24 protein-coding genes are annotated in these 22,799 nt (G+C 52.7%); 10 read left to right on the top strand and 14 right to left on the bottom strand.

What is annotated here, in order from left to right:
* Window positions 1-74: 74 nt before the first annotated feature.
* On the top strand, window positions 75-1,808 hold the full coding sequence (locus ACLJPQ_RS07135) for a potassium/proton antiporter (RefSeq protein WP_000338376.1): 1,734 nt from the start codon (window positions 75-77) through the stop codon (window positions 1,806-1,808).
* A 61-nt stretch (window positions 1,809-1,869) separates the two neighbouring features.
* On the opposite strand, the gene dadX is transcribed toward ACLJPQ_RS07135, so the two are convergent.
* Window positions 1,870-2,940, bottom strand: a complete 1,071-nt coding sequence (gene dadX, locus ACLJPQ_RS07130; RefSeq protein ID WP_023993320.1) for a catabolic alanine racemase DadX — start codon at window positions 2,938-2,940, stop codon at window positions 1,870-1,872.
* Between the two features lie 13 nt (window positions 2,941-2,953).
* Entirely contained in the window at window positions 2,954-4,252 is a 1,299-nt protein-coding gene (locus ACLJPQ_RS07125) for a D-amino acid dehydrogenase (protein ID WP_080185025.1), read from the bottom strand.
* Between the two features lie 322 nt (window positions 4,253-4,574).
* Between ACLJPQ_RS07125 and ACLJPQ_RS07120 the strand changes: the two genes are divergently transcribed.
* Window positions 4,575-6,107 (top strand): SpoVR family protein, encoded by a 1,533-nt coding sequence (locus tag ACLJPQ_RS07120; RefSeq protein WP_000190832.1) that lies wholly within the window; start codon window positions 4,575-4,577, stop codon window positions 6,105-6,107.
* A 46-nt stretch (window positions 6,108-6,153) separates the two neighbouring features.
* Here ACLJPQ_RS07120 and fadR read toward each other — a convergent pair whose 3' ends face one another.
* Window positions 6,154-6,873, bottom strand: coding sequence for a fatty acid metabolism transcriptional regulator FadR (gene fadR / locus ACLJPQ_RS07115; RefSeq protein WP_080185026.1), 720 nt, complete (start codon window positions 6,871-6,873; stop codon window positions 6,154-6,156).
* Between the two features lie 219 nt (window positions 6,874-7,092).
* On the opposite strand from fadR, the gene nhaB reads away from it, so the two are divergent.
* From nhaB to ACLJPQ_RS07100, 3 genes are all read left to right on the top strand, one after another.
* Window positions 7,093-8,637, top strand: a complete 1,545-nt coding sequence (gene nhaB / locus ACLJPQ_RS07110) for a Na(+)/H(+) antiporter NhaB (RefSeq protein ID WP_000406439.1) — start codon at window positions 7,093-7,095, stop codon at window positions 8,635-8,637.
* A 141-nt stretch (window positions 8,638-8,778) separates the two neighbouring features.
* Entirely contained in the window at window positions 8,779-9,309 is a 531-nt protein-coding gene (gene dsbB, locus ACLJPQ_RS07105) for a disulfide bond formation protein DsbB (protein WP_000943475.1), read from the top strand.
* A 108-nt stretch (window positions 9,310-9,417) separates the two neighbouring features.
* The gene (locus ACLJPQ_RS07100; RefSeq protein ID WP_000018967.1) at window positions 9,418-9,759 is read left to right on the top strand and encodes a DUF1971 domain-containing protein; all 342 of its coding nucleotides are present in this window, start codon (window positions 9,418-9,420) and stop codon (window positions 9,757-9,759) included.
* 70 nt (window positions 9,760-9,829) lie between these two features.
* Here ACLJPQ_RS07100 and ACLJPQ_RS07095 read toward each other — a convergent pair whose 3' ends face one another.
* The 5 genes from ACLJPQ_RS07095 to ACLJPQ_RS07075 all read right to left on the bottom strand — a co-directional run bounded on the left by ACLJPQ_RS07095 (window position 9,830) and on the right by ACLJPQ_RS07075 (window position 12,225).
* Window positions 9,830-10,003 (bottom strand): GnsA/GnsB family addiction module toxin, encoded by a 174-nt coding sequence (locus tag ACLJPQ_RS07095; RefSeq protein ID WP_001083582.1) that lies wholly within the window; start codon window positions 10,001-10,003, stop codon window positions 9,830-9,832.
* A 191-nt stretch (window positions 10,004-10,194) separates the two neighbouring features.
* Window positions 10,195-10,332 carry a hypothetical protein gene (locus ACLJPQ_RS07090; RefSeq protein ID WP_001519337.1) on the bottom strand — a complete coding sequence of 46 codons (138 nt, stop codon included), beginning with the start codon at window positions 10,330-10,332 and terminating at the stop codon, window positions 10,195-10,197.
* 351 nt (window positions 10,333-10,683) lie between these two features.
* Window positions 10,684-11,130 carry a YcgN family cysteine cluster protein gene (locus ACLJPQ_RS07085; RefSeq protein ID WP_001285703.1) on the bottom strand — a complete coding sequence of 149 codons (447 nt, stop codon included), beginning with the start codon at window positions 11,128-11,130 and terminating at the stop codon, window positions 10,684-10,686.
* 92 nt (window positions 11,131-11,222) lie between these two features.
* A complete protein-coding gene (locus ACLJPQ_RS07080) occupies window positions 11,223-11,882 on the bottom strand; it encodes a fumarylacetoacetate hydrolase family protein (RefSeq protein WP_080185039.1) in 660 nt (219 codons plus the stop codon).
* A 49-nt stretch (window positions 11,883-11,931) separates the two neighbouring features.
* Entirely contained in the window at window positions 11,932-12,225 is a 294-nt protein-coding gene (locus ACLJPQ_RS07075; protein ID WP_138010052.1) for a YcgL domain-containing protein, read from the bottom strand.
* Between the two features lie 125 nt (window positions 12,226-12,350).
* Here ACLJPQ_RS07075 and minC point away from each other — a divergent pair, with 125 nt between their 5' ends.
* From minC to minE, 3 genes are read left to right on the top strand one after another with little or no spacing between them, the layout of a single operon-like run.
* Window positions 12,351-13,058, top strand: coding sequence for a septum site-determining protein MinC (gene minC / locus ACLJPQ_RS07070; protein WP_000072527.1), 708 nt, complete (start codon window positions 12,351-12,353; stop codon window positions 13,056-13,058).
* Between the two features lie 23 nt (window positions 13,059-13,081).
* On the top strand, window positions 13,082-13,894 hold the full coding sequence (gene minD, locus ACLJPQ_RS07065) for a septum site-determining protein MinD (RefSeq protein WP_024797690.1): 813 nt from the start codon (window positions 13,082-13,084) through the stop codon (window positions 13,892-13,894).
* 3 nt (window positions 13,895-13,897) lie between these two features.
* Window positions 13,898-14,164, top strand: a complete 267-nt coding sequence (gene minE / locus ACLJPQ_RS07060; protein ID WP_001185666.1) for a cell division topological specificity factor MinE — start codon at window positions 13,898-13,900, stop codon at window positions 14,162-14,164.
* Between the two features lie 121 nt (window positions 14,165-14,285).
* On the opposite strand, the gene rnd is transcribed toward minE, so the two are convergent.
* The 5 genes from rnd to ACLJPQ_RS07035 all read right to left on the bottom strand — a co-directional run bounded on the left by rnd (window position 14,286) and on the right by ACLJPQ_RS07035 (window position 20,692).
* Window positions 14,286-15,413: a ribonuclease D gene (gene rnd / locus ACLJPQ_RS07055; RefSeq protein ID WP_001109124.1), complete on the bottom strand. Its 1,128-nt coding sequence runs from the start codon at window positions 15,411-15,413 to the stop codon at window positions 14,286-14,288.
* 72 nt (window positions 15,414-15,485) lie between these two features.
* A complete protein-coding gene (gene fadD, locus ACLJPQ_RS07050) occupies window positions 15,486-17,171 on the bottom strand; it encodes a long-chain-fatty-acid--CoA ligase FadD (RefSeq protein ID WP_001532413.1) in 1,686 nt (561 codons plus the stop codon).
* Between the two features lie 204 nt (window positions 17,172-17,375).
* Window positions 17,376-17,957 (bottom strand): Slp family lipoprotein, encoded by a 582-nt coding sequence (locus ACLJPQ_RS07045; RefSeq protein WP_000290594.1) that lies wholly within the window; start codon window positions 17,955-17,957, stop codon window positions 17,376-17,378.
* A 71-nt stretch (window positions 17,958-18,028) separates the two neighbouring features.
* The gene (tsaB, locus tag ACLJPQ_RS07040; protein ID WP_020898843.1) at window positions 18,029-18,724 is read right to left on the bottom strand and encodes a tRNA (adenosine(37)-N6)-threonylcarbamoyltransferase complex dimerization subunit type 1 TsaB; all 696 of its coding nucleotides are present in this window, start codon (window positions 18,722-18,724) and stop codon (window positions 18,029-18,031) included.
* A gap of 57 nt (window positions 18,725-18,781) precedes the next feature.
* On the bottom strand, window positions 18,782-20,692 hold the full coding sequence (locus tag ACLJPQ_RS07035) for an ATP-dependent DNA helicase (RefSeq protein WP_079967253.1): 1,911 nt from the start codon (window positions 20,690-20,692) through the stop codon (window positions 18,782-18,784).
* 130 nt (window positions 20,693-20,822) lie between these two features.
* Between ACLJPQ_RS07035 and ACLJPQ_RS07030 the strand changes: the two genes are divergently transcribed.
* On the top strand, window positions 20,823-21,167 hold the full coding sequence (locus ACLJPQ_RS07030; RefSeq protein ID WP_000029550.1) for a RidA family protein: 345 nt from the start codon (window positions 20,823-20,825) through the stop codon (window positions 21,165-21,167).
* 5 nt (window positions 21,168-21,172) lie between these two features.
* Here ACLJPQ_RS07030 and ACLJPQ_RS07025 read toward each other — a convergent pair whose 3' ends face one another.
* Window positions 21,173-21,352 carry a YoaH family protein gene (locus ACLJPQ_RS07025; protein ID WP_000457328.1) on the bottom strand — a complete coding sequence of 60 codons (180 nt, stop codon included), beginning with the start codon at window positions 21,350-21,352 and terminating at the stop codon, window positions 21,173-21,175.
* Between the two features lie 80 nt (window positions 21,353-21,432).
* Between ACLJPQ_RS07025 and pabB the strand changes: the two genes are divergently transcribed.
* Window positions 21,433-22,797, top strand: coding sequence for an aminodeoxychorismate synthase component 1 (pabB, locus tag ACLJPQ_RS07020; RefSeq protein ID WP_000978458.1), 1,365 nt, complete (start codon window positions 21,433-21,435; stop codon window positions 22,795-22,797).
* Window positions 22,798-22,799: the final 2 nt, after the last annotated feature.

Below are 22,799 nucleotides of genomic sequence, written 5' to 3'. Positions count from 1 at the left end.
TAAAACGCTGCCCTGGCCGTTATTATGTTAATGTTAAATAATACGAAGTCGTGTGAGTCAGGAGATATAAAACGTTGGATGCTGCAACAATTATTAGTCTATTTATTTTAGGTTCCATCCTTGTAACCAGCAGTATCCTGTTAAGTTCATTCTCATCGCGACTGGGTATCCCGATTCTGGTCATTTTCCTCGCCATTGGGATGTTAGCGGGTGTGGATGGCATTGGCGGTATTCCTTTCGATAATTATCCTTTCGCTTATATGGTCAGTAACCTGGCGCTGGCGATTATTTTACTCGATGGCGGCATGCGCACCCAGGCCAGCTCTTTCCGGGTAGCGCTGGGCCCCGCGCTGTCGCTGGCGACGCTCGGCGTGCTGATCACGTCGGGGTTAACAGGTATGATGGCCGCCTGGCTGTTTCATCTGGATCTTATCGAAGGTCTGCTTATCGGCGCGATAGTCGGTTCCACTGACGCCGCAGCGGTCTTTTCTCTGCTTGGCGGCAAAGGGCTAAACGAACGTGTAGGCTCCACGCTGGAGATCGAATCGGGAAGTAACGACCCGATGGCCGTTTTTCTGACCATTACATTAATTGAGATGATCCAGAAACATGAAACCGGTCTGGACTGGATGTTTGCCGTCCATATTATCCAGCAGTTCGGTCTCGGTATTGTTTTTGGCCTGGGCGGCGGTTACCTGCTACAGCAGATGATCAACCGTATTTCTCTGCCCAGCGGCCTGTATCCGATGTTGGCGCTCAGCGGCGGTATTCTGATTTTTGCTTTGACGACCGCGCTTGAAGGCAGCGGCATTCTCGCGGTCTATCTGTGCGGATTCCTGTTAGGAAACCGTCCGATTCGCAACCGTTACGGCATCCTGCAAAACTTTGACGGACTGGCCTGGCTGGCGCAGATCGCGATGTTCCTGGTTCTGGGGCTGCTGGTGACGCCTTCCGATCTGTGGCCGATTGCCGTCCCTGCGCTTATTCTCTCTATCTGGATGATTTTCTTCGCCCGCCCGCTGTCGGTGTTTACCGGCCTGCTGCCATTTCGCGGCTTCAATCTTCGGGAGCGCATTTTCATCAGTTGGGTCGGACTGCGCGGCGCGGTGCCGATTATTCTCGCCGTTTTCCCGATGATGGCCGGGCTTGAAAACGCTCGCCTGTTCTTTAATGTCGCTTTCTTTGTGGTACTGGTGTCGCTGCTCCTGCAGGGAACATCGCTGTCATGGGCGGCGAAGAGAGCCAAAGTGGTCGTGCCTCCGGTTGGCTGGCCAGTATCGCGCGTGGGGCTTGACATCCATCCTGATAATCCGTGGGAGCAATTCATCTATCAGTTGAGCGCCGACAAATGGTGCGTCGGCGCGGCGTTGCGCGACCTGCATATGCCGAACGAAACCCGCATTGCCGCGCTATTTCGCAATAATGAACTGTTTCACCCCACGGGTAGCACTCGCCTGCAGGAAGGCGACGTACTCTGCGTGATTGGCCGGGAGCGCGATCTGCCAGCGCTGGGCAAATTGTTTAGCCAGTCGCCGCCGGTTTCGTTAGATCAGCGTTTCTTTGGCGATTTTATCCTCGAAGCGAATGCGAAATTCGCCGACGTGGCGCTTATCTACGGGCTGGAAGAAGGAACGGAATACCGGGATAAACAACAAACCCTGGGTGAAATCATACAGCAACTGCTGGGCGCTGCGCCGGTCGTCGGCGATCAGGTGGAGTTTGGCGGCATGATTTGGACGGTAGCTGAAAAAGAAGATAACGTGGTACGCAAGATTGGGGTACGCGTCGCCGAAGACGAAGCAGAATAAGGTCGCCGGACAACGTCGACCCGCCCCCGGTGGACCGGTCGACGCCTTAGCCTGAGTTAGGTTACGTTGTCACAAACGGCACGCGCGGCGCTACGGCGCACAGTAGCTCATAGCCCAGCGTGCCTGCCGCAGAGGCGACATCATCGACCTTAATTTCTTTGCCCCATAATTCAACCGGCGTGCCGATTCCCGCCTGCGGACACGGCGTCAAATCCACCGCCAGCATATCCATTGAAACGGTGCCTACTGTTCTGGTACGGATACCGTCCACCAGCACGGGCGTCCCGGTCGGCGCATGGCGTGGATAGCCATCGGCATAACCCGCCGCGACGATGCCAATGCGTTGTTCCTGAGTCACAGAATACCCTCCGCCATAGCCTACCCTTTCACCCACGCTCAACGTCTGCACGCCAATAATTTCGCTACTCAGCGTCATCACGGGTTTTAGTCCGGTATCGGCAATATCCCGCCACTGTCCTGACGGCGACGCGCCGTACAAAATAATGCCCGGCCTGACCCAGTCATAATGCGCCTGGGGATGCCACAGCGTCGCTGCCGAATTTGATAACGAGTATGAACATTGAAGGCCTTCCGTCGCCAGCGCAATACGCCTCATCGCCTCCCCGATACCTTCCGGATGATCGGCCTGAGCGAAATGTGACATCAGGGTCATTTCACCGACATTGCGCATTGCCCGCAATTGCTGCCAGACGGTCTGCGCCCGCTCAGGCTGAAAACCGAGTCGGTTCATGCCGCTGTTGACTTTGACATAGATATCCAGCGGCGCGTTAAGCCGCGCATTTTGCAGCGCTTTCAACTGCCAGTTACTGTGGATGCAGGTGGTCAGCCGATAAGTGTCATACGCCTCCAGGTCTTGCGCATGGAAAAACCCCTCCAGCATCAATATCGGCCCTTTCCACCCGCGCTCACGCAGGGTAATCGCCTCTTCAAGGTTGAGCATAGCGAAACCATCTGTGGCGCCCAGCGCGCTCCAGACGCGTTCAATACCGTGGCCGTAGGCGTTGGCTTTCACTACCGACCAGACGCGCGCCTCCGGGGCCGCCCGGCGCACAATAGCCAAATTTTGTTTCATTACCTGTAAATCAAGGCTGGCCTGTATAGGGCGGGTCATTTCACTTCCTTTATCAGTTATGCGCGCTATGCAAACGTTGCGGGCGGGTGGGCGTAAAATCGGAACGGTATCGCGCCACGCTCAGATCGTCGTAGGGTATCGCTGGCGTACGACCCGACAAGATATCGCTTAACAACTGGCCTGAACCGCAGGCCATCGTCCAGCCTAAGGTGCCGTGTCCAGTATTAAGCCACAGATTTTTATAATGGGTACGTCCTACTACCGGCGTGCCGTCCGGCGTCATGGGGCGCAGGCCGGTCCAGAATGTGGCCTGCTCAATATGACCGCCGCGCGGAAAAAGATCGCGCACAACCATCTCCAGCGTCTCGCGGCGTGGTTGCAGTAAGTCGGTATTAAAGCCCACGATTTCCGCCATTCCCCCCACGCGAATACGCTTATCAAAACGCGTAATAGCGATTTTGTAGGTTTCATCAAGAATCGTCGATACCGGCGCGCCGTCTGGCTCGACGATTGGGATGGTTAATGAATAGCCTTTCAGCGGATACACCGGGATATCAACAATGCCTTTAAGCATCGCCGTCGAATACGATCCAAACGCCATGACATACGCATCTGCTTTAATGATCTCATCGGCGCATTTCACGCCGTAAATCTGATCATTTTCGTACAGTAATTTTTCCACGGGAGTATTAAAGCGAAAGGTTACGCCCGCCTGCTCCGCCATGCGCGCCAGACGCTGGGTAAAGAGCTGACAGTCCCCGGTTTCATCATTCGGTAAGCGCAGTCCGCCGGTTAATTTATGCGCAACCTCAGCCAGAGCGGGTTCAACTTCCGCCAGTCGGCTGGATTCCAGGAGCTGATACGGCACCCCGGCATCTTCCAGCACGGCGATATCACGGGTGGCGTTCTCATACTGTTGCGCGGTACGGAAGAGTTGTAGCGTTCCCCCCTGGCGGCCTTCATATTCGATACCGGTCGCGGCGCGTAGCGTTTTCAGGCAGTCGCGACTATATTCCGCCAGACGCACCATGCGGCCTTTATTTTCCATATAATGCCGGGTATCGCAGTTACGCAGCATTTGCCACATCCACTTCAGTTGAAACGGGGTGCCATCCAGACGCACCGCCAGCGGCGCATGGCGCTGGAACATCCATTTTATCGCCTTCAGCGGTACGCCAGGGGCCGCCCAGGGCGCCGCATATCCCGGTGAAATTTGTCCGGCATTCGCCGCGCTGGTTTCTTGCGCCGGGCCGGATTCGCGATCGATGACGGTGACATCATGCCCCGCCTGACTCAAATACCAGGCGCTGGTCACGCCAACTACGCCACTCCCCAGGATGACAACTCGCATAGCCACTCCGTTAATAGTAAAAGAACAATCTTCTGATTACATCTTGATAACCCAGATGAAAATATTATTCAACATATGACTTTTTTATGGTGACGTGCTTCACATATACCCTAAAGACAAGCGATCCCACTGGTTTGGGATCTCCTGCTACGCGGCATGGCTATACAGCATAAAATGATGCCAATACCCGTTTTTTTGCCGTTCAGATTGGAGGAAATCGCAAAGAAAAGTTTTCACGATCAAGTCGTTTTTTAACATGGTGTTCTATGCTTGAAAGGAGGCGCTCCATACAGAGAGCGTCGCCAACAATGAGGGTGCGCGAATGGCAACGATTGATTCCATGAACAAGGACACCACACGTTTGAGCGATGGACCCGACTGGACATTTGATCTGCTGGATGTCTATCTGGCAGAGATAGACCGCGTGGCGAAACTCTACCAACTGGATACTTACCCGCACCAAATTGAAGTCATCACTTCCGAACAGATGATGGACGCCTACTCCAGCGTCGGGATGCCGATCAACTATCCGCACTGGTCGTTTGGCAAAAAGTTCATTGAGACGGAACGTCTGTATAAGCATGGTCAACAAGGACTGGCTTATGAAATTGTGATCAACTCTAATCCCTGCATTGCCTACCTGATGGAAGAAAACACCATCACCATGCAGGCGCTGGTCATGGCGCACGCCTGTTACGGACACAACTCCTTTTTTAAAAATAATTATCTCTTCCGGAGCTGGACGGATGCCAGCTCTATCGTCGATTACCTGATTTTCGCCCGAAATTACATTACCCGCTGTGAAGAACGCTACGGAGTGGATGAAGTAGAAAAACTGCTCGACTCCTGCCACGCGCTGATGAATTACGGCGTCGATCGCTATAAGCGCCCGCAGAAAATCTCGTTGCAGGAAGAGAAAGCGCGACAAAAAAGCCGGGAAGAGTATCTACAAAGCCAGGTGAATATGCTGTGGCGCACGCTGCCAAAACGCGAGGAAGAAAAAACTGTCGCCGAAGCACGCCGCTTTCCCGCTGAACCGCAGGAAAACCTGCTCTATTTTATGGAGAAAAACGCTCCGTTGCTCGAGCCGTGGCAGCGCGAAATTCTGCGCATCGTGCGTAAAGTCAGCCAGTATTTTTATCCGCAGAAACAGACGCAGGTCATGAACGAGGGCTGGGCGACCTTCTGGCACTACACCATCCTGAACCATCTGTATGATGAAGGCAAAGTGACGGAACGCTTTATGCTGGAGTTTTTACACAGCCATACCAATGTCGTATTTCAGCCGCCCTATAATAGCCCCTGGTATAGCGGAATTAACCCCTATGCGCTCGGCTTTGCCATGTTCCAGGATATCAAACGTATTTGTCAGTCGCCCACGGATGAAGATAAATACTGGTTTCCGGATATTGCCGGTTCCGACTGGCTGGAAACGCTGCACTTCGCCATGCGCGATTTTAAAGATGAAAGCTTTATCAGTCAGTTCCTGTCGCCAAAAGTGATGCGTGATTTCCGTTTCTTCACGGTACTTGATGATGACAGGCATAATTATCTGGAGATCTCCGCCATTCATAATGAAGAAGGTTATCGGGAGATTCGATCAAAACTGTCGTCACAGTATAACCTGAGCAACCTGGAGCCGAATATTCAGGTCTGGAATGTGGATTTACGCGGCGACAGATCGCTGACGTTGCGTTATATCCCGCATAACCGCGCGCCGCTGGATAAAGGCCGCAAAGAGGTACTGAAACATGTGCATCGGTTATGGGGCTTTGATGTGATGCTGGAGCAACAAAATGAGGATGGCAGCGTAGAACTGCTGGAGCGTTGTCCGCCGCGCATGAACACGCTGTAATCGAGATGCTGCCCGGTAGTGTTTGCGCTTACCGGGCATCGCGGGATTATCGTCCCTGAATCGCTAAATCGCCGGGAAGATTTTTCTGCATCCGATGCCAAATCTCGCCGCTGTCATGCCCGTAACGCCGCACCGTTTCATACACCTGGTCGTGCGCGCCCTGCTCGCATAACGACGATAATTTATGATAGAAACCCAGTGCCAGACTGCGCGCTTCCGGACTGGCGAAATAGTGGCGACCAATGCGGGTGTATAACCCTTTCATGCCGTTCAGGATCAAGCCGTAAATAGGATTGCCGGAGGCAAATGCCAGACCACGAAAGATGTTATAGTCCAGATCGGCGAATGCATCGGCATGGTCGGCCACTTCGTGGGCAGTGGCCAGCACTTCCTGCGCCTTATCCGGGTGTTGACGCAACGCGGTACGAATAAAGATAGTAGAAATATTGGTACGCACCGACAACAAATTGTCGATCAGTTGCGGAACGCTTTCATGATCAAGGCGGGCCAGCGTTTCAAGGATATTCAGCCCTGACGTTTCCCAAAAATTATTAACCTTTGTCGGTTTGCCATGCTGAATGGTCAGCCAGCCATCTCGCGCCAGCCGCTGTAACACCTCGCGTAATGTCGTGCGCGTCACGCCGATCAGTTCGGAGAGTTCTCGTTCTGCCGGTAAGATCGTGCCAGGAGGAAAGCGGTTATTCCAGATACTTTCAATAATATACTCTTCCGCGAAACCCGCCGGGCTCTGCGCCTTAATGACCATAGTGAGATTTCCATTACACAGCAAAACATAGTTGTACTCATCATACCAGACGGGCGTAACACCTGATAGCGGACGCAATGAAGAAAAAGGGGATCAAGGCACCATTTCTGATATCGCCTGCCAATATCGTTAAGGACTTGCTTGCATTCGTCGCGCTCGCTACTCTCTGTGTTTAAACATAAAAACGCTATTTCATTTTTCTAGGTAAGGAAAAATTTCATGGAGATCTCATGGGGTCGCGCCATGTGGCGCAACTTTTTAGGCCAGTCGCCCGACTGGTACAAACTGGCACTACTTGTCTTTTTAATTGTTAACCCATTCATTTTCTTAGCTAATCCCTTTATTGCCGGTTGGCTGCTGGTGGCAGAGTTTATCTTCACTCTGGCGATGGCGTTAAAGTGTTACCCCCTGCTGCCCGGCGGGTTACTGGCCATTGAAGCCGTCATCATCGGTATGACCAGCGCCGCCCATGTACGTGAAGAGGTTGCCGCCAACCTGGAAGTCTTGCTGCTGCTGATGTTTATGGTGGCAGGCATCTACTTTATGAAGCAGTTATTGCTGTTTATTTTTACCCGTCTGTTACTCAGTATCCGCTCGAAGATGGTTCTGTCGCTGGCCTTTTGCGTCGCCGCCGCATTCTTGTCGGCTTTCCTTGACGCGCTTACCGTCGTTGCGGTGGTGATCAGCGTCGCCGTCGGTTTTTACGGGATTTACCATCGTGTGGCCTCATCGCGCGGCGAAGAGAACGATATGCTGGACGACAGCCATATCGATCCGCATTACAAAACGGTGCTGGAGCAATTCCGCGGATTCTTGCGTAGTCTGATGATGCATGCAGGCGTGGGGACGGCGCTGGGCGGCGTCATGACCATGGTCGGGGAGCCGCAAAACCTGATCATCGCTAAAGCGGCTGGCTGGCATTTCGGCGACTTCTTTTTGCGGATGTCGCCTGTCACCGTCCCGGTACTGGTATGTGGACTGTTAACCTGTATGCTGGTCGAGAAAATGCGCTGGTTTGGCTATGGCGAAACGTTGCCCGAAAAAGTCCGCGACGTTTTACAGCAATTCGACGATCAAAGCCGTAAGAAGCGCACCCGCCAGGATAAAATTAAACTAATAGTCCAGGCGGTTATTGGCGTCTGGCTGGTTACCGCCCTCGCCCTCCATCTCGCGGAGGTGGGACTGATTGGTCTGTCGGTCATTATTCTGGCCACCGCGTTAACGGGTGTCACCGATGAACACGCCATCGGCAAAGCGTTTACCGAGTCGCTGCCATTTACTGCGCTGTTAACCGTTTTCTTCTCCATTGTGGCGGTTATTATCGATCAACATCTTTTCGCGCCGATTATTCAGTTCGTCTTGCAAGCCTCTGAACACGCGCAGCTAACGCTGTTCTATCTCTTTAACGGCCTGTTGTCTTCCATCTCAGATAACGTCTTTGTCGGCACCATTTATATCAACGAAGCGAAGGCGGCAATGGAAAACGGCGCTATCAGCTTAAAACAGTTTGAGCTGTTAGCTGTGGCCATCAATACCGGTACTAACCTGCCATCGGTAGCGACGCCAAATGGTCAGGCGGCATTCTTATTCCTGCTGACCTCCGCGCTGGCGCCGTTAATCCGTCTCTCCTATGGCCGTATGGTCTGGATGGCGTTACCGTACACTATCGTACTGACCCTGATAGGGCTACTGTGCGTCGAATTCACTCTTGCGCCGGTCACCGAATGGATGACTCAGGCAGGATGGTTAGCAACGCTTTCGTAACGTTTGGCCGGGCAATACACCGCCCGGCTCCGATTTTTGCCTGATAATTATCCAATTACACATTATTTCATTTCCCGCTAGTGGCGCACGAATTGAATTGGTTTACACTGCGGTCTCTACGCATGTTGCAGGGAAATTATTATGTTGCGATTTTTAAACCAGTGCTCACGGGGTCGGGGCGCATGGTTACTGATGGCGTTTACCGCCCTGGCGCTGGAAATGGTGGCGCTGTGGTTCCAGCACGTCATGTTACTTAAACCTTGCGTGCTATGTATTTACGAACGTTGCGCCCTGTTTGGCGTGATGGGCGCGGGTCTGGTCGGCGCAATAGCGCCGAAAACGCCGCTGCGATACGTGGCAATGGTTATCTGGATTTACAGCGCCTGGCGGGGTCTACAACTGGCGTATGAACATACGATGATTCAGTTGCATCCCTCGCCGTTCATGACCTGTGACTTTATGGCGCGCTTTCCAGACTGGTTGCCGTTGGGTAAATGGCTGCCGCAGGTGTTTGTGGCATCCGGTGATTGCGCCGAGCGCCAGTGGTCGTTTTTAACGCTGGAGATGCCGCAATGGCTGTTGGGGATCTTTGCCGCTTACCTTGTGGTGGCGATAGCCGTCGTCATAGCCCAGGCATTTAAGCCTAAAAAACGCGACCTGTTCGGTCGTTGATACACACGCTCCTTCGGGAGCGTTTTTTTTGCCCGAAGCGTTGTTTGCCAGTGATTAAAAGGTGTATATTAAATACATCTTTTAATCACCACATCAGGGAGATGTCTTATGTCCCACTTACGCATCCCGGCAAACTGGAAAGTTAAACGCTCTACCCCCTTTTTCACCAAAGAGAATGTTCCGGCGGCACTGCTCTCTCATCACAACACAGCGGCAGGCGTTTTCGGACAACTCTGCGTGATGGAAGGCACCGTGACCTACTATGGCTTTGCGAATGAAACCGCGACAGAACCAGAAGTGAAAGTGGTGATTAATGCCGGGCAATTCGCCACCAGTCCGCCGCAATACTGGCATCGGGTAGAGCTGAGCGATGATGCGCGGTTCAACATTCATTTTTGGGTAGAGGAAGACCATCAGGGCGAGGAAATGTATCAACAGAAAAAAGCCTGACATCGGTAAACCAGTCACCACTGGGCGGGTCCCGCCCAGTAGCCAGGTGATTAATGGCGCTAATTAAACGCTAGAGTAGTTTAATTTTAACGTGGTATCCCTCAAGCCCTTTCATCGTTTCTCGCGGCGCGAACTCTATTTCGGAAACCTCTTGCCCGGTTTTCTTCCGTAGTTCGGCAACCTTTTTGCTAATGAGTGCCGCGATTTCCTCTTCTGCTTTATGTGTCAACTCTTCGCTGTTCATTGATTTCCTCCTTTGAACTCGCAAACGGCTAAGCGCAATAAGACAGTGTCGTCATGGACGCGCTACTATTTTAACGTACAAAAAATTATAGGCTATCTTTCTGAGGATTATCAGGATGTTTCGCTTTAGAAGATGTAAAAAACCGCCTGGCACAGACGGTGCATCAGGCGGTTGGTTAATAGCACAAGACGCTATCTACGAGGATCTTCAACCTCATTCTGGGTATCCGGGTCGAGAGGATCGTCTCCCTCTGGCGTATCCGGAATATTTTCACCAGGAAGCGGCTCATCCTCTGGTAATGGATCGACTAAATCAGGACGTTCAGACATAAAGCCTCCAACGAACCATAGTTATTAAAGATACCCTACAGCACTACTTTTGGTTTTTCTTTGGATTTTTTCCTTCGTCTTCGGGTGTCTTATCAGGCTTCCTGGGCTGATCCTTTGAAACGCGCAACGGTTGGTTATTCATGGGGTAACTCCTCAGGATAGGCAGCGATATACTGCTTTGAAAGTATAGAGTCGCCGCCATACGTGCGCGAGCGCAGCGACAAGGCGCGTGAGGGAGGAATAGAAGGCGGTGATAACGCCAGGTGACGGAATTTGCACGCAATTCCTGGTTTCAGGGGCCGCCCGGCGTAAATTAAAGAATTGTAAACAATCAGCCGTTTTGCCGAAGACTTATTCTGCCCACGACGGTTTATTTAAAATATGATCCTGCCAGTCCCGTACTTCGGATTCTTTAACCGCGATATGACGGACAGAAATTCGCTCGCCATGCATAGCAGCTTTCGATCCAGTCAGCAGCGGATGCCACGTCGGCAAGGGCTTACCTTCCGCCAACAAACGGTAGGCGCAGGTCATCGGCAACCATTCAAAGTCTGGCAAGTTTTCGCGAGTGAGTTTGATACAGTCGGGTTCAAATTCAAAACGGCGTTCATAATGACGGCACTGGCACGTTTTGATATTTAATTGCCTGCACGCCACGTTGGTGAAGTAGATTTCATCTGTATCTTCATCCATCAGCTTATGCAGGCAGCATTGACCGCAGCCATCGCACAGCGACTCCCACTCGGCATCGGTCATTTCATCCAGGGTTTTACGTTGCCAGAAAGGTGTATCGCTCATTAAAGTATCCGCCATTGCACTAAAGCTGCACCTTATAACCAGTCTGGCCTGCAGATGCAAGTTTTACCGCCGCTGAAGGCGGCAAGCAGATTTTACAGAACGCGGGTAGACAACGTTTCGCCATTAAAACGAATGTCCAGCTCATCGCCGCTTAATAATGGCCCCACGCCTGCCGGCGTGCCGGTTAGCACCACGTCCCCGGCTTTGAGCGTAAAATAGCGGCTCATATAGGCGATAAGGGGCACAATAGGATGAATCATATCCGCGGTCGACCCTTGCTGGCGAACCTCGCCATTAACGTTAAGTCCGATAACCGTATTTTGCGGATCGCCGCAGAAGGCCGCGACAGGGATGAAACCTGAAATCGGACATGCGTTATCAAAACCTTTGGCTTTTTCCCAGGGCTGTCTGGCCTTTTTCATTTTCCCTTGAATATCGCGCAGGGTTAAATCAAGCGCCACGCCATAACCGGCTATCGCTTTACGTACATGATCTTCGGTCGCCTGGCGGAGCGTTGCGCCAATCAGCACAGCAAGCTCAACTTCATGATGAACAGCGCCCATATCCGCCGGAATCGCCAGCGGTTGGCGAATATCACACAATGCGGTTTCCGGCTTGATAAAAAGCACGGGTTCTTCCGGCGTCGCACTGCCCATCTCCTTGATGTGATTTGCGTAATTACTGCCCACGCAGACCACTTTACTTACCGGGTAATCAAGCAAGGCGCCTTGCCAGTTACGATGTTGATACATATTTTCCCCTAAGATCATGATGGAATTCAGGCGCGGCGCCGAATACCGTTTAACGGTCAGCGGGCGACGTATTTTGTCCTACCGAAGAAAGATGTTGTTTCAGCAAATCTTCCGGCGGCGGCGGCAATTGTAAATAATAGCCCTGCTCGCTTAACGCCTGTTTTACTTTTTCGAGCTCGGCATTGACTAATTTTTTACGTCCATCAAGCGGCAGCATCATCGCTAACTGCGGCTGACCGAATCCTTTCATCAACGCTTCAGGCACCCGCAAAAAATCGTCTTTTTTTTCGACATACAAATAGGTTTGATCGCGCTTGCTACTTCTATAGATCACACAAAACATACTTTTACTCTGAATTAACGGGATGGTGACTTGCCTCAATATAATACTGACTATAACATGCCTTCTGGACTTCGGAATATCACTCCGTATCGGAGATGATAAATAGCAAATTGAGTAAGGCCAGGATGTCAAACACGCCAATCGAGCTTAAAGGCAGTAGCTTCACCTTATCAGTGGTTCATTTGCATGAAGCGGAACCAGAGGTTATTCGTCAGGCGTTAGAAGACAAAATAGCGCAGGCTCCTGCGTTTTTAAAACACGCCCCTGTCGTTATTAACGTTAGCGGTCTTGAAAGCCCGGTAAACTGGCCGGAACTGCATAAGATCGTGACCTCAACCGGCTTACGCATTATCGGCGTGAGCGGCTGTAAAGACGCCAGCCTGAAAGTAGAAATCGATCGGATGGGTCTTCCTTTACTGACTGAAGGTAAAGAGAAAGCGGTTCGGCCTGCGCCCGTTGAGCCGGCAACGCCCAGCGAACCGCCGCAAAACGCTAATCCCATCACAAAAACGCGATTAATTGATGTTCCGGTTCGTTCCGGTCAGCGCATTTATGCTCCACAATGTGATCTGATTGTTACAAGTCACGTCAGCGCTGGCGCAGAGCTTATCGCTGACGGCAATATCCATGTCTATGGCATGATGAGAGGTCGCGCGCTGGCAGGGGCGAGCGGCGATCGGGAAGCGCAAATTTTTTGTACCCATCTGACGGCAGAACTGGTCTCTATCGCAGGTGTTTACTGGCTGAGTGATAAAATCCCGGCAGAATTTTATGGCAAAGCGGCGCGCCTGCGTTTAGCAGACAACGCTTTGACAGTTCAACCGTTGAATTGATCCCTTTTTAACAAGGAATTTTTATGGCACGCATTATTGTTGTTACTTCGGGTAAAGGGGGCGTTGGCAAGACCACCTCCAGCGCGGCCATCGCTACAGGTTTGGCCCAGAAGGGAAAGAAAACTGTCGTCATTGATTTTGATATCGGACTGCGTAACCTCGATCTGATTATGGGGTGCGAACGTCGTGTCGTTTACGATTTTGTAAACGTCATTCAGGGCGATGCGACACTGAATCAGGCGCTGATCAAAGATAAGCGTACTGAAAATCTCTTCATTCTTCCGGCGTCGCAGACCCGGGATAAAGACGCGCTAACGCGCGAAGGCGTCGCTAAGGTACTGGACTCACTGAAAGCGATGGACTTTGAGTTCATCGTTTGCGACTCGCCGGCGGGTATCGAAACCGGGGCGCTGATGGCGCTCTATTTTGCCGATGAAGCGATCATCACGACCAACCCGGAAGTCTCTTCTGTCCGTGACTCGGACCGTATTCTGGGTATTCTGGCATCGAAATCTCGTCGCGCAGAAAATGGCGAAGAACCGATTAAAGAACATCTCCTGTTGACGCGCTACAATCCAGGCCGTGTAAGTAAAGGCGACATGCTCAGCATGGAAGATGTACTGGAGATTCTGCGTATTAAACTCGTCGGGGTGATCCCGGAAGATCAATCCGTACTGCGCGCATCGAACCAGGGCGAACCGGTGATTCTTGACGCCACTGCGGATGCAGGTAAAGCCTATGCAGATACCGTAGATCGTCTGTTGGGAGAAGAACGTCCTTTCCGCTTCATTGAAGAAGAGAAGAAAGGTTTCCTCAAACGCCTGTTCGGAGGATAAATTATGGCATTACTGGATTTTTTTCTCTCGCGGAAAAAGAGTACCGCTAATATTGCAAAAGAGCGGTTGCAAATCATTGTCGCGGAACGTCGCCGTAGCGATGCCGAACCGCATTATTTACCGCAGTTACGTAAAGATATTCTTGAGGTCATTTGTAAATACGTACAAATCGATCCGGAAATGGTTACCGTCCAGCTTGAGCAAAAAGATGGTGATATCTCCATCCTTGAACTTAACGTAACGCTGCCGGAAGCCGAAGAGTCAAAATAAGCTCTTTTATGGGAAAATTCCTGGATTAAAAAAGGCAGAAGAATCTGCCTTTTTTATTTTTTTACATTATTCCGGATACGGACATTTATTTCACTGGCCGTTTTCCCGGCAATTACCGCCGTTAACGCGGGTACTCCTGCAACAGAAGAGTTAACTTCTCCGCCATCAGTTCGGCGCGCCAGCCGGAAATCAATTCCGGTTGCCCATTTTGCGGTTTTAATTTCCAGTGCCAGTTAAGCAACTGATTAATCTGCCGACGCGATGCCAGTAGCTCGCCGCTGACGTGATGCGACGCGCTCACCTCCGCCACCAGAGCTTTGATGGCCTTAAACGCTTTGCGATAGCCCGGCATGTCCATCAGATTCAACAGGGGTTCCGGCAATGCCTCTTCCGGTAATGCCTGTGCTTTCGCCACCAGCGATATCAACGTCTTGCCGTGAAAACGAATCTCGCTGCCGGAAAGCCCCAGGCTATCCAGCTCACCGAGACTGCCCGGCATATAACGCGCGACCGCCCACAGGTTTTCTTCACGCACAACAAAGTTCACCGCCATATCGCGCTCACGCGCCTTACGCAGCCGCCAGTCAGCTAAAAGTTGCAGACAGGCTAACTGGCGGGTACGCAGTTGCCAGGCATTAGTGATATCCCGCCATGCTTCTTCCGGCGCCTGAATCTCCTGACGGCGCTGCTGCATCAACCGACACTCATCAAGCGCGGCAGGCAGCCATCCTGCGGCTTCAGTTTCAATCATCAGCTTTTTGGCGATCGGTAACAGATACCAGACATCCGCTGCCGCGTATTCACACTGACGTTCGCTTAAAGGCCGGGCTAACCAGTCGGTACGAGACTCGCTTTTATCCAGCGCCACGCCCGTATACTCTTCTACCATCGCCGCAAACCCCCACGACAGCGGGCGCCCGCAAAACGCCGCCAGGATTTGCGTATCAATCAGGGGTTCCGGCAGTTCGCCAAACGCATTCAGAAATACTTCCAGATCTTCGCTACCCGCGTGCAGAAATTTGGTGATTCCCGTATCTCGCAGCACCGCTTTTAACGGCGACCAGTCGCTGATGCCGAGCGGATCGATCAGGGCGACATTTGCCCCGTCAAATAACTGTATCAATCCTAACTGCGGGTAATAGGTGCGGGTACGGACAAATTCCGTATCTAAAGCAATAGCCGGACATGCGCGGACAGCCTCACACAGGCTCGCCAGCGCATCGTCCGTTTCAATCATTTGGTAATTCAAATCGTGTTCTCTTTGGTTCGCGCCAAAAAAAACGCCGGCTTAACCGGCGTCTCTCGTTAGCTGACTTAACGCTCAGGCTTTATTGTCTACTTTGCCACGGGCTTCGTCACGCAGTTCTCGTCGTAAAATTTTCCCAACGTTAGATTTTGGTAATTCCTCGCGAAACTCGACCTGTTTGGGCACCTTATATCCGGTCAGATGGCGACGGCAGAAGGTGATCAACGCATCGTCAGTCAATGCCGGATCTTTCTTAACCACAAAAAGCTTCACCGCTTCGCCGCTACTACCGGAAGGCACGCCAACCGCCGCGACTTCCTGCACGCCAGAATGCTGCATCACCACATCTTCAATTTCGTTTGGATAAACGTTGAAACCAGAAACCAGAATCATATCTTTCTTACGATCGACAATCCGCAGAAAGCCCTCTTCATCCATAACCGCAATATCGCCCGTATGCAGCCAGCCATCTTTAATGATTTCATCCGTCGCGTCAGGACGCTGCCAGTATCCCAGCATAACCTGCGGACCTTTCACGCAAAGCTCTCCGGCCTCACCCGGCGCGACTTCGTTGTCATCGTCATCCACCAGTTTGGCTTCTGTTGACGGTACTGGCAGGCCGATACTGCCGCTGTGATAATCAATATCATGCGGGTTGACGCTCACCAGCGGGGCGCACTCGGTCAGCCCGTAGCCTTCCAGCAGGTATTGCCCGGTCAGCTTTACCCAACGTTCCGCAACGACATTTTGTACCGGCATCCCGCCGCCGGCTGACAGATGCAGCGAAGAAAAATCCAGCTGTTGAAACTCTTTATTATTGAGCAGAGCGTTGAATAGCGTATTAACGCCAGTCATCGCCGTAAATGGATATTTCGCCAGCTCCTTGACCAGGCCGGGGATATCACGCGGATTGGTAATCAGCAGGTTTTGCCCACCCAGCTCGATAAAAAGCAGACAGTTCATGGTTAAGGCAAAAATGTGATACAGCGGCAGCGCGGTCACTACCAGCTCTTTCCCCGGGTGCAGCAGCGGCCCATAGGTCGCTTTCACCTGCTCCAGATTCGCCAGCATATTGCGGTGGGTCAACATCGCGCCTTTCGCCACGCCCGTCGTACCGCCGGTATATTGCAGGAAAGCCAGATCTTCAGCGACAACCTCGGGTTTTACATACTGCATACGGTAGCCATGCTGTAGCGCGCTGCGAAACGAGATCGCATCTGGCAAGTGGTATTTTGGCACCAGACGCTTGATGTATTTCACGACAAAGTTAACAACCGTACCTTTGGCGGTAGAAAGCTGGTCGCCCATCCGCGTCAGAATAACGTGCTGTACCGACGTTTTCTCGACCACTTTTTCCAGCGTATGGGCAAAGTTAGAAACAATAATGATTGCCGCCGCGCCGCTATCGTTAAGCTGATGCTCAAGTTCGCGCGGCGTGTAAAGCGGGTTAACGTTCACCACAATCATGCCGGCGCGTAAAATACCAAATAGCGCGACGGGATACTGCAACAGGTTTGGCATCATCAGCGCCACACGGTCGCCTTTTTTGAGTCCCAGCCCTTGTTGTAAATAAGCCGCAAATGCCCGACTACGTTCTTCTAATTTGCGGAAGGTCATTACCTCCCCCATATTGACGAACGCAGGCTGATCGGCATAGCGCGTCGCCGCATGTTCAAACAGTTCAACCAGGGATTGATAACGGTCAGGGTTGATCTCCGCCGGAACATCAGCAGGATAACGGTTAAGCCAAACCTTCTTCAATGCATCACCTCTAAAATGAGTGTTCGTCGTCATCACAACCCCAGTTAATAAACAAGTCGTTAACATTATATTAACTCAGCGTACCAGTTTATTAATTACGCAACTGAAAGGTTGCGAAGCGCGTCACTATTTATTTTTATTATGTCTCTATGAATGCAGAAACAGCGGACCAGCCGCTGTTTCTTTTATTGATAAAACAAAGAGTTACTCTGTTACTATCGTCTGAACCTCCGCGGGTCCAGGGTTATACCATCCCCAACCGCCATAGCCATAAGGCCAGGCGCGTCCGCCGTAAAACCACGGATCGATCGGCTGTGGAGGCATGACGACCTGCTGAACAAGATGCCAGCGTTTATAGCCGGTAGCCTGCATCAGCATAAATTTATACGGCGTATTGCCGATTTTACCGTCAACCGTGCCGGTTATCGGGCCGACAACGGTAACTAACTGGCCACGGAAGTCCACCGGGTCCAGAAAACCGTTCACATCGGCAAAAATTCTGCCGCGCGAGGCTTCGCCCAGAACAGGACGCGCGCCGCTGTCGAGCGGTACGGTCGCGATTTCAAGCCGGGTTTTTCCCTGCTGATTTTGTACCGCCACAACTTTGCCGCCAAAACGCGCCTCTTGCCCGATATAGAGCTGCGGCGCATTCATCACCCGCACCAAATCCTGCTGCGGCGTCGGACTCGAACCTTTAATGGCATCCGGGATAGTCACGCAACCACTCAGCATAAGCGCAAAAGCGCACGCCAGCGCCCCTTTTATTAACCTTTTTTGAACCGCCATGATGCGACTCCTTTTTCTCGACCTCTATTCCACCCCACAGCATAAAGTATGGGGGGTAATAGTAGTGAGAGTCATTCTTTGCCGGGAAGTTTCTTCCACGCCACTTCGTTACGCAAATAAACCGGCTCGGCATGTTCCACGGCAACGGTCTCTCCTGCCGCCAGCTTTTGACTGGCGATGGGCAGCATATCTTCCGCTGCCGGGAGCGACACCTCCCCATCATGAAGCGTCAGGCCGCACTCCTTCGCCAGATCGGGCCACGCGGACCAACCCGTTCCTACGGTCGCCCACTCGCCGGAAAGCTGTTTCAACCGCTCACCGACCCGTTCCGGTTTCAGCACCGCTTCCGTCTCTTCGCCCTGCCAGACGCCCTGCGCATCACGCTGGTATTCCGCCCAGTACACTTCGCCCATCCGCGCGTCAATCGCAGCGAGTACGCGGGTCACGCCGGTTTTACGCCACGCGCCCTGCGCCATCGTGGCAAGCGTCGAAACACCGATCATCGGCAGATTTGCCCCTAACGCCAGCCCTTGCGCAATGCCAATGCCGATACGCACGCCGGTAAAGCTGCCCGGACCGCGCCCAAACGCCAGCGCATCTATCTCATTGAGCGAGACGCCGCCGGCGGCCAGAATCTCCTGCACCATGGGCAGGATACGTTGAGTGTGTTCTCGTGGACAAAGCTCAAAGTGAGCATTGATAGTACCGTTGTTCCACAGAGCGACAGAACAGGCCTCTGTGGCGGTATCGATAGCCAGAATTCGCATGAGGTTTCGTGCTTAGATCAATAAAATAGCGCGCATCTTACCATACTCCGTAACAAATTACTCGGCGGATGGAATCGCAAGAAAGCGAACGGCACGGGCGATATCACGCGTGCGCGGCGCAGGAGGCAGGCTGGCGAGAAACGTGGCGCCATAGGGCCGCATCACCAGCCGGTTATCACAAATCACTAACACCCCGCGATCGTCCGCATCGCGAATCAGCCGCCCTACTCCCTGCTTCAGCGTAATCACCGCGTCGGGCAGTTGAACCTCATCAAACGGATCGCCGCCGCGCAAACGACAGTCTTCCATTCGCGCTTTTAACAGCGGGTCGTCCGGGGAGGTAAACGGCAATTTGTCGATAATCACCAACGATAACGTATCGCCGCGCACGTCCACCCCTTCCCAGAAGCTGCTGGTGGCGACGAGCAGCGCGTTGCCGGCGCTAACAAATTGCTGTAACAGTTGGCCTTTACTGGTTTCCCCTTGCAACAATACCGGCAGCGTCATGGTGGCGCGAAACTGCTCCGCCAGATCGCGCATCATGGCGTGCGAGGTGCACAGCATAAAACATCGCCCGTTATTGGCTTCGATAATCGGCCTGAGCATAGCCGCCAACTGTCGCGCCGCGCCGGGCTGGTTGGTTTGCGGTAGGTTACGCGGTACGCAGAGTAACGCCTGGCGCGTATAGTCGAATGGGCTGGGCAGTAGCATGGATTCTGCCTGTTCAATTCCCAGACGGGCGGTAAAGTGGTGAAGATCATCATTTACCGACAACGTGGCCGAGGTAAAAATCCAGCTACCGGGCTTCTGTTCCATCACCTCTTTGAATTTGTCCGCCACGGTGAGCGGCGTCAGCGCCAGAGTGAAATGGCGCGAGGTGCACTCATACCAGTAGCTGTATCCCGGCTGATTGATCTCTTTTAAGCGTTTCAGCCGTGAACGGTATAGCGTGGCGCGTTCAAAAGCCGCATCCAGCAGCGCTGAACGGCCCAGCGACAGCTTCGCCACGTCGTAACAAAGCTCCAGCGTATCATCCAGCAGTAAAAATGCCCGTTGGATACGTGAGTCGGCTAACAGTTCACGCAAATTTCCCCGGTAGCCGGGCTCCCCCAGTTGCAGACGAAAATCCTGGGCGCTCTGGGCAAGGCGATCGGCGCATTTTTGCAACTGTTGAGTGTCTTTCAGTTCCGTCCGGTAGGCGATGGTGATGTCTTTTGCTAAATCCAGCAACTGACGGCTGGAGAGCGATTGTCCGAAATACTGGCTGGCGATGTCAGGCAGTTGGTGGGCTTCATCGAAGATCATTACTTCAGCCTGAGGGATAAGTTCGCCAAACCCGCTCTCTTTAACCACCATATCCGCAAGAAATAGGTGGTGGTTTACAATCACCACATCCGCGTCCATCGCCTTTTTACGCGCTTTCACCACAAAGCACTCTTTGTAGAGCGGGCAATCGCTGCCAAGGCAGTTGTCGTTGGTACTGGTGACCAGCGGCCAGGCCTGGGAATCCTCCGCCACGCTGACGCAGGTGCTGATATCGCCATCCCGCGTCTGATTTGACCAGGAGCGCAGCAATATCACGTCGCTTAACGTTTGTACCGGTAAATCGCCGCCCGCCAGCGCTTGTTGTTCCAGCCGCTCCAGGCAGAGGTAGTTTGAACGTCCTTTCAACAGGGCCGTCTTACCGGTAAACGCCAACGCTTTTGCTACCGTCGGCAGATCGCGGCTGTAGAGTTGATCCTGCAACGCTTTCGACCCGGTTGAAATAATGACTTTTTTCCCGGCACGCAACGCCGGAGCGAGGTAAGCATAGGTCTTCCCGGTTCCGGTGCCGGCTTCAACAACCAGAGGCTGCGCATTTTCAATCGCTTGTGTTACGGCAATCGCCATTTGTCGCTGTGGTTCGCGCGGTTTAAAGCCGGTTATCGCTTTGGCCAGTTGGCCATCTGCTGCAAAATCGTCCGTCACACTGCCCCCTGTTAATTTGCACAGGGATTATGTCAGGGTAGAAAGGCTTACGCCAGTTACAGAGGTGACGGCGGCGCCACATTGTGGCAGTCTTGAGCCATTCAAATGGAAAGCAAATGAGGAATAAGTGATGTCTATCGTGCGTATTGATGCCGAAGATCGTTGGTCAGACGTGGTGATCTACAATAATACGCTGTGGTATACCGGCGTGCCGGAAAACCTCGACGCCGACGCTTTTGAGCAAACGGCGAATACTCTGGCGCAAATTGATGCGGTGCTGGAAAAACAGGGCTCCAGTAAGTCACGTATTCTGGATGCCACTATTTTCCTGAGCGATAAAGCGGATTTTGCCGCCATGAATAAGGCGTGGGATGCGTGGGTCGTCGCAGGCCATGCGCCGGTACGCTGTACCGTACAGGCCGGGTTAATGAATCCGAAATATAAAGTTGAGATTAAGATTGTCGCGGCGGTATAAGCCGGTTATTCGTCTTCATCCTCAAAACGCGCCACTATCCGTTCGCCGGTATGGTTGGCGCGAAGTTCGCCCGCCACCTGGGCAATCGCTTCTCCGCTGCTCATACCTTGCGACATCAATTCCTGGATACGTTCTACGGCTTTTTGCTGTTGTTCATGACTGAGTGAAGGTAAACCTGCAAACATGATTAACTCCTGCTAAATTGTTAGCGCTAATTATTTCACGCTACCCGGCGGTAAGCCAGTAGTGTTGTAACGAGTCAGGAATGATGAAGACGTTATCTCCCACTGTTATCACCTTACCCTGGCGTCCGGACGCCGCTGAACACTATTTTGCGCCCGTAAACCATTTGCCCTGGGCGATGCTGCTGCATTCAGGTGATGCTATTCATCCCTATAACCGCTTTGATATTCTGGTCGCCGATCCTGTCACCACGCTGACCACGCGCGCCCAGGAAACCACGGTATGTACTGCGCGCACGACTACCGTCACTCTCGACGATCCGTTACACGTTTTGCAGACTCAACTGGAGGCGCTGCCTTTTCATCCTCAGCCTGACCCTGACTTACCCTTTCAGGGCGGCGCGCTGGGTCTGTTTGGTTATGATTTAGGGCGGCGTTTCGAAATTCTGCCCGATACTGCCGCGCGCGATATCGCTTTACCCGATATGGCGATTGGCCTTTACGACTGGGCGCTGATTGTCGATCACCATAAACAGGTAGTGTCGCTGATAAGCTATCACGATGCAGACGCCCGATATCGCTGGCTCACCAGCCAGCGCGCGCCGACCCGAACGCCCTTCAGGCTTACCTCGGCCTGGCAATCCAATATGACGCGTTGCGAGTATGGCGAGAAGTTTCGTCAGGTGCAGGCCTGGCTGCACAGCGGGGACTGCTATCAGGTCAATCTTTCCCAGCGTTTTCAGGCGAGCTACGAGGGTGATGAGTGGCAGGCTTTCGAACACCTTAACCGCGCCAATCGCGCCCCGTTCAGCGCCTTTCTTCGTTTACATGACGGCGCCATATTGAGCCTTTCTCCCGAGCGTTTTATCCAACTGGAGAATGGTCATATTCAGACGCGCCCGATCAAAGGTACGCTCCCACGGCTTAACGATCCGCAGGCGGATCGTCAGCAGGCGCAGAAACTGGCCAACTCAATGAAAGATCGCGCTGAAAATTTGATGATCGTCGATTTGATGCGTAACGATATTGGCCGGGTCGCCGTACCGGGTTCGGTGAAAGTGCCGGAACTGTTCGTCGTCGAACCATTTCCTGCCGTTCACCATCTGGTTAGCACCATTACCGCCCGTTTACCGGACTCGCTTCATGCCACCGACCTGCTGCGCGCGGCTTTCCCCGGCGGCTCCATTACCGGCGCGCCTAAAGTGCGGGCGATGGAAATTATCGACGAACTGGAGCCGCAGCGACGCAACGCCTGGTGCGGTAGCATCGGTTATCTGAGTTTCTGCGGCAAGATGGATACCAGTATTACTATCCGCACCGTCACGGCAACGCAGGGCCAACTCTATTGCTCAGCCGGCGGCGGTATCGTGGCCGATAGCAACGAAGAAGCGGAATATCAGGAAACTTTTGATAAAGTTAATCGTATCCTGCACCCACTGGAGAACTAATA

It is taken from the genome of Salmonella sp. SAL04213 (assembly GCF_046550535.1).
Classification (GTDB): domain Bacteria; phylum Pseudomonadota; class Gammaproteobacteria; order Enterobacterales; family Enterobacteriaceae; genus Salmonella; species Salmonella enterica.
This window is presented reverse-complemented; position numbering and strand designations above follow the sequence as displayed.

Coding starts and splice junctions, on each gene's coding strand:
- ACLJPQ_RS07125 (WP_080185025.1), bottom strand. CDS start 4,252: ATGCGAGTTGTCATCCTGGGGAGTGGCGTAGTTGGCGTGACCAGCGCC.
- ACLJPQ_RS07025 (WP_000457328.1), bottom strand. CDS start 21,352: ATGTTTGCAGGTTTACCTTCACTCAGTCATGAACAACAGCAAAAAGCC.
- tsaB (WP_020898843.1), bottom strand. CDS start 18,724: ATGCGAATTCTGGCTATCGATACCGCCACAGAGGCCTGTTCTGTCGCT.
- minE (WP_001185666.1), top strand. CDS start 13,898: ATGGCATTACTGGATTTTTTTCTCTCGCGGAAAAAGAGTACCGCTAAT.
- minC (WP_000072527.1), top strand. CDS start 12,351: ATGTCAAACACGCCAATCGAGCTTAAAGGCAGTAGCTTCACCTTATCA.
- ACLJPQ_RS07095 (WP_001083582.1), bottom strand. CDS start 10,003: ATGAACAGCGAAGAGTTGACACATAAAGCAGAAGAGGAAATCGCGGCA.
- ACLJPQ_RS07075 (WP_138010052.1), bottom strand. CDS start 12,225: ATGTTTTGTGTGATCTATAGAAGTAGCAAGCGCGATCAAACCTATTTG.
- dsbB (WP_000943475.1), top strand. CDS start 8,779: ATGTTGCGATTTTTAAACCAGTGCTCACGGGGTCGGGGCGCATGGTTA.
- pabB (WP_000978458.1), top strand. CDS start 21,433: ATGATGAAGACGTTATCTCCCACTGTTATCACCTTACCCTGGCGTCCG.
- ACLJPQ_RS07045 (WP_000290594.1), bottom strand. CDS start 17,957: ATGGCGGTTCAAAAAAGGTTAATAAAAGGGGCGCTGGCGTGCGCTTTT.
- minD (WP_024797690.1), top strand. CDS start 13,082: ATGGCACGCATTATTGTTGTTACTTCGGGTAAAGGGGGCGTTGGCAAG.
- fadR (WP_080185026.1), bottom strand. CDS start 6,873: ATGGTCATTAAGGCGCAGAGCCCGGCGGGTTTCGCGGAAGAGTATATT.
- nhaB (WP_000406439.1), top strand. CDS start 7,093: ATGGAGATCTCATGGGGTCGCGCCATGTGGCGCAACTTTTTAGGCCAG.
- ACLJPQ_RS07030 (WP_000029550.1), top strand. CDS start 20,823: ATGTCTATCGTGCGTATTGATGCCGAAGATCGTTGGTCAGACGTGGTG.
- dadX (WP_023993320.1), bottom strand. CDS start 2,940: ATGACCCGCCCTATACAGGCCAGCCTTGATTTACAGGTAATGAAACAA.
- ACLJPQ_RS07090 (WP_001519337.1), bottom strand. CDS start 10,332: ATGTCTGAACGTCCTGATTTAGTCGATCCATTACCAGAGGATGAGCCG.
- ACLJPQ_RS07085 (WP_001285703.1), bottom strand. CDS start 11,130: ATGAGCGATACACCTTTCTGGCAACGTAAAACCCTGGATGAAATGACC.
- ACLJPQ_RS07100 (WP_000018967.1), top strand. CDS start 9,418: ATGTCCCACTTACGCATCCCGGCAAACTGGAAAGTTAAACGCTCTACC.
- ACLJPQ_RS07080 (WP_080185039.1), bottom strand. CDS start 11,882: ATGTATCAACATCGTAACTGGCAAGGCGCCTTGCTTGATTACCCGGTA.
- ACLJPQ_RS07120 (WP_000190832.1), top strand. CDS start 4,575: ATGGCAACGATTGATTCCATGAACAAGGACACCACACGTTTGAGCGAT.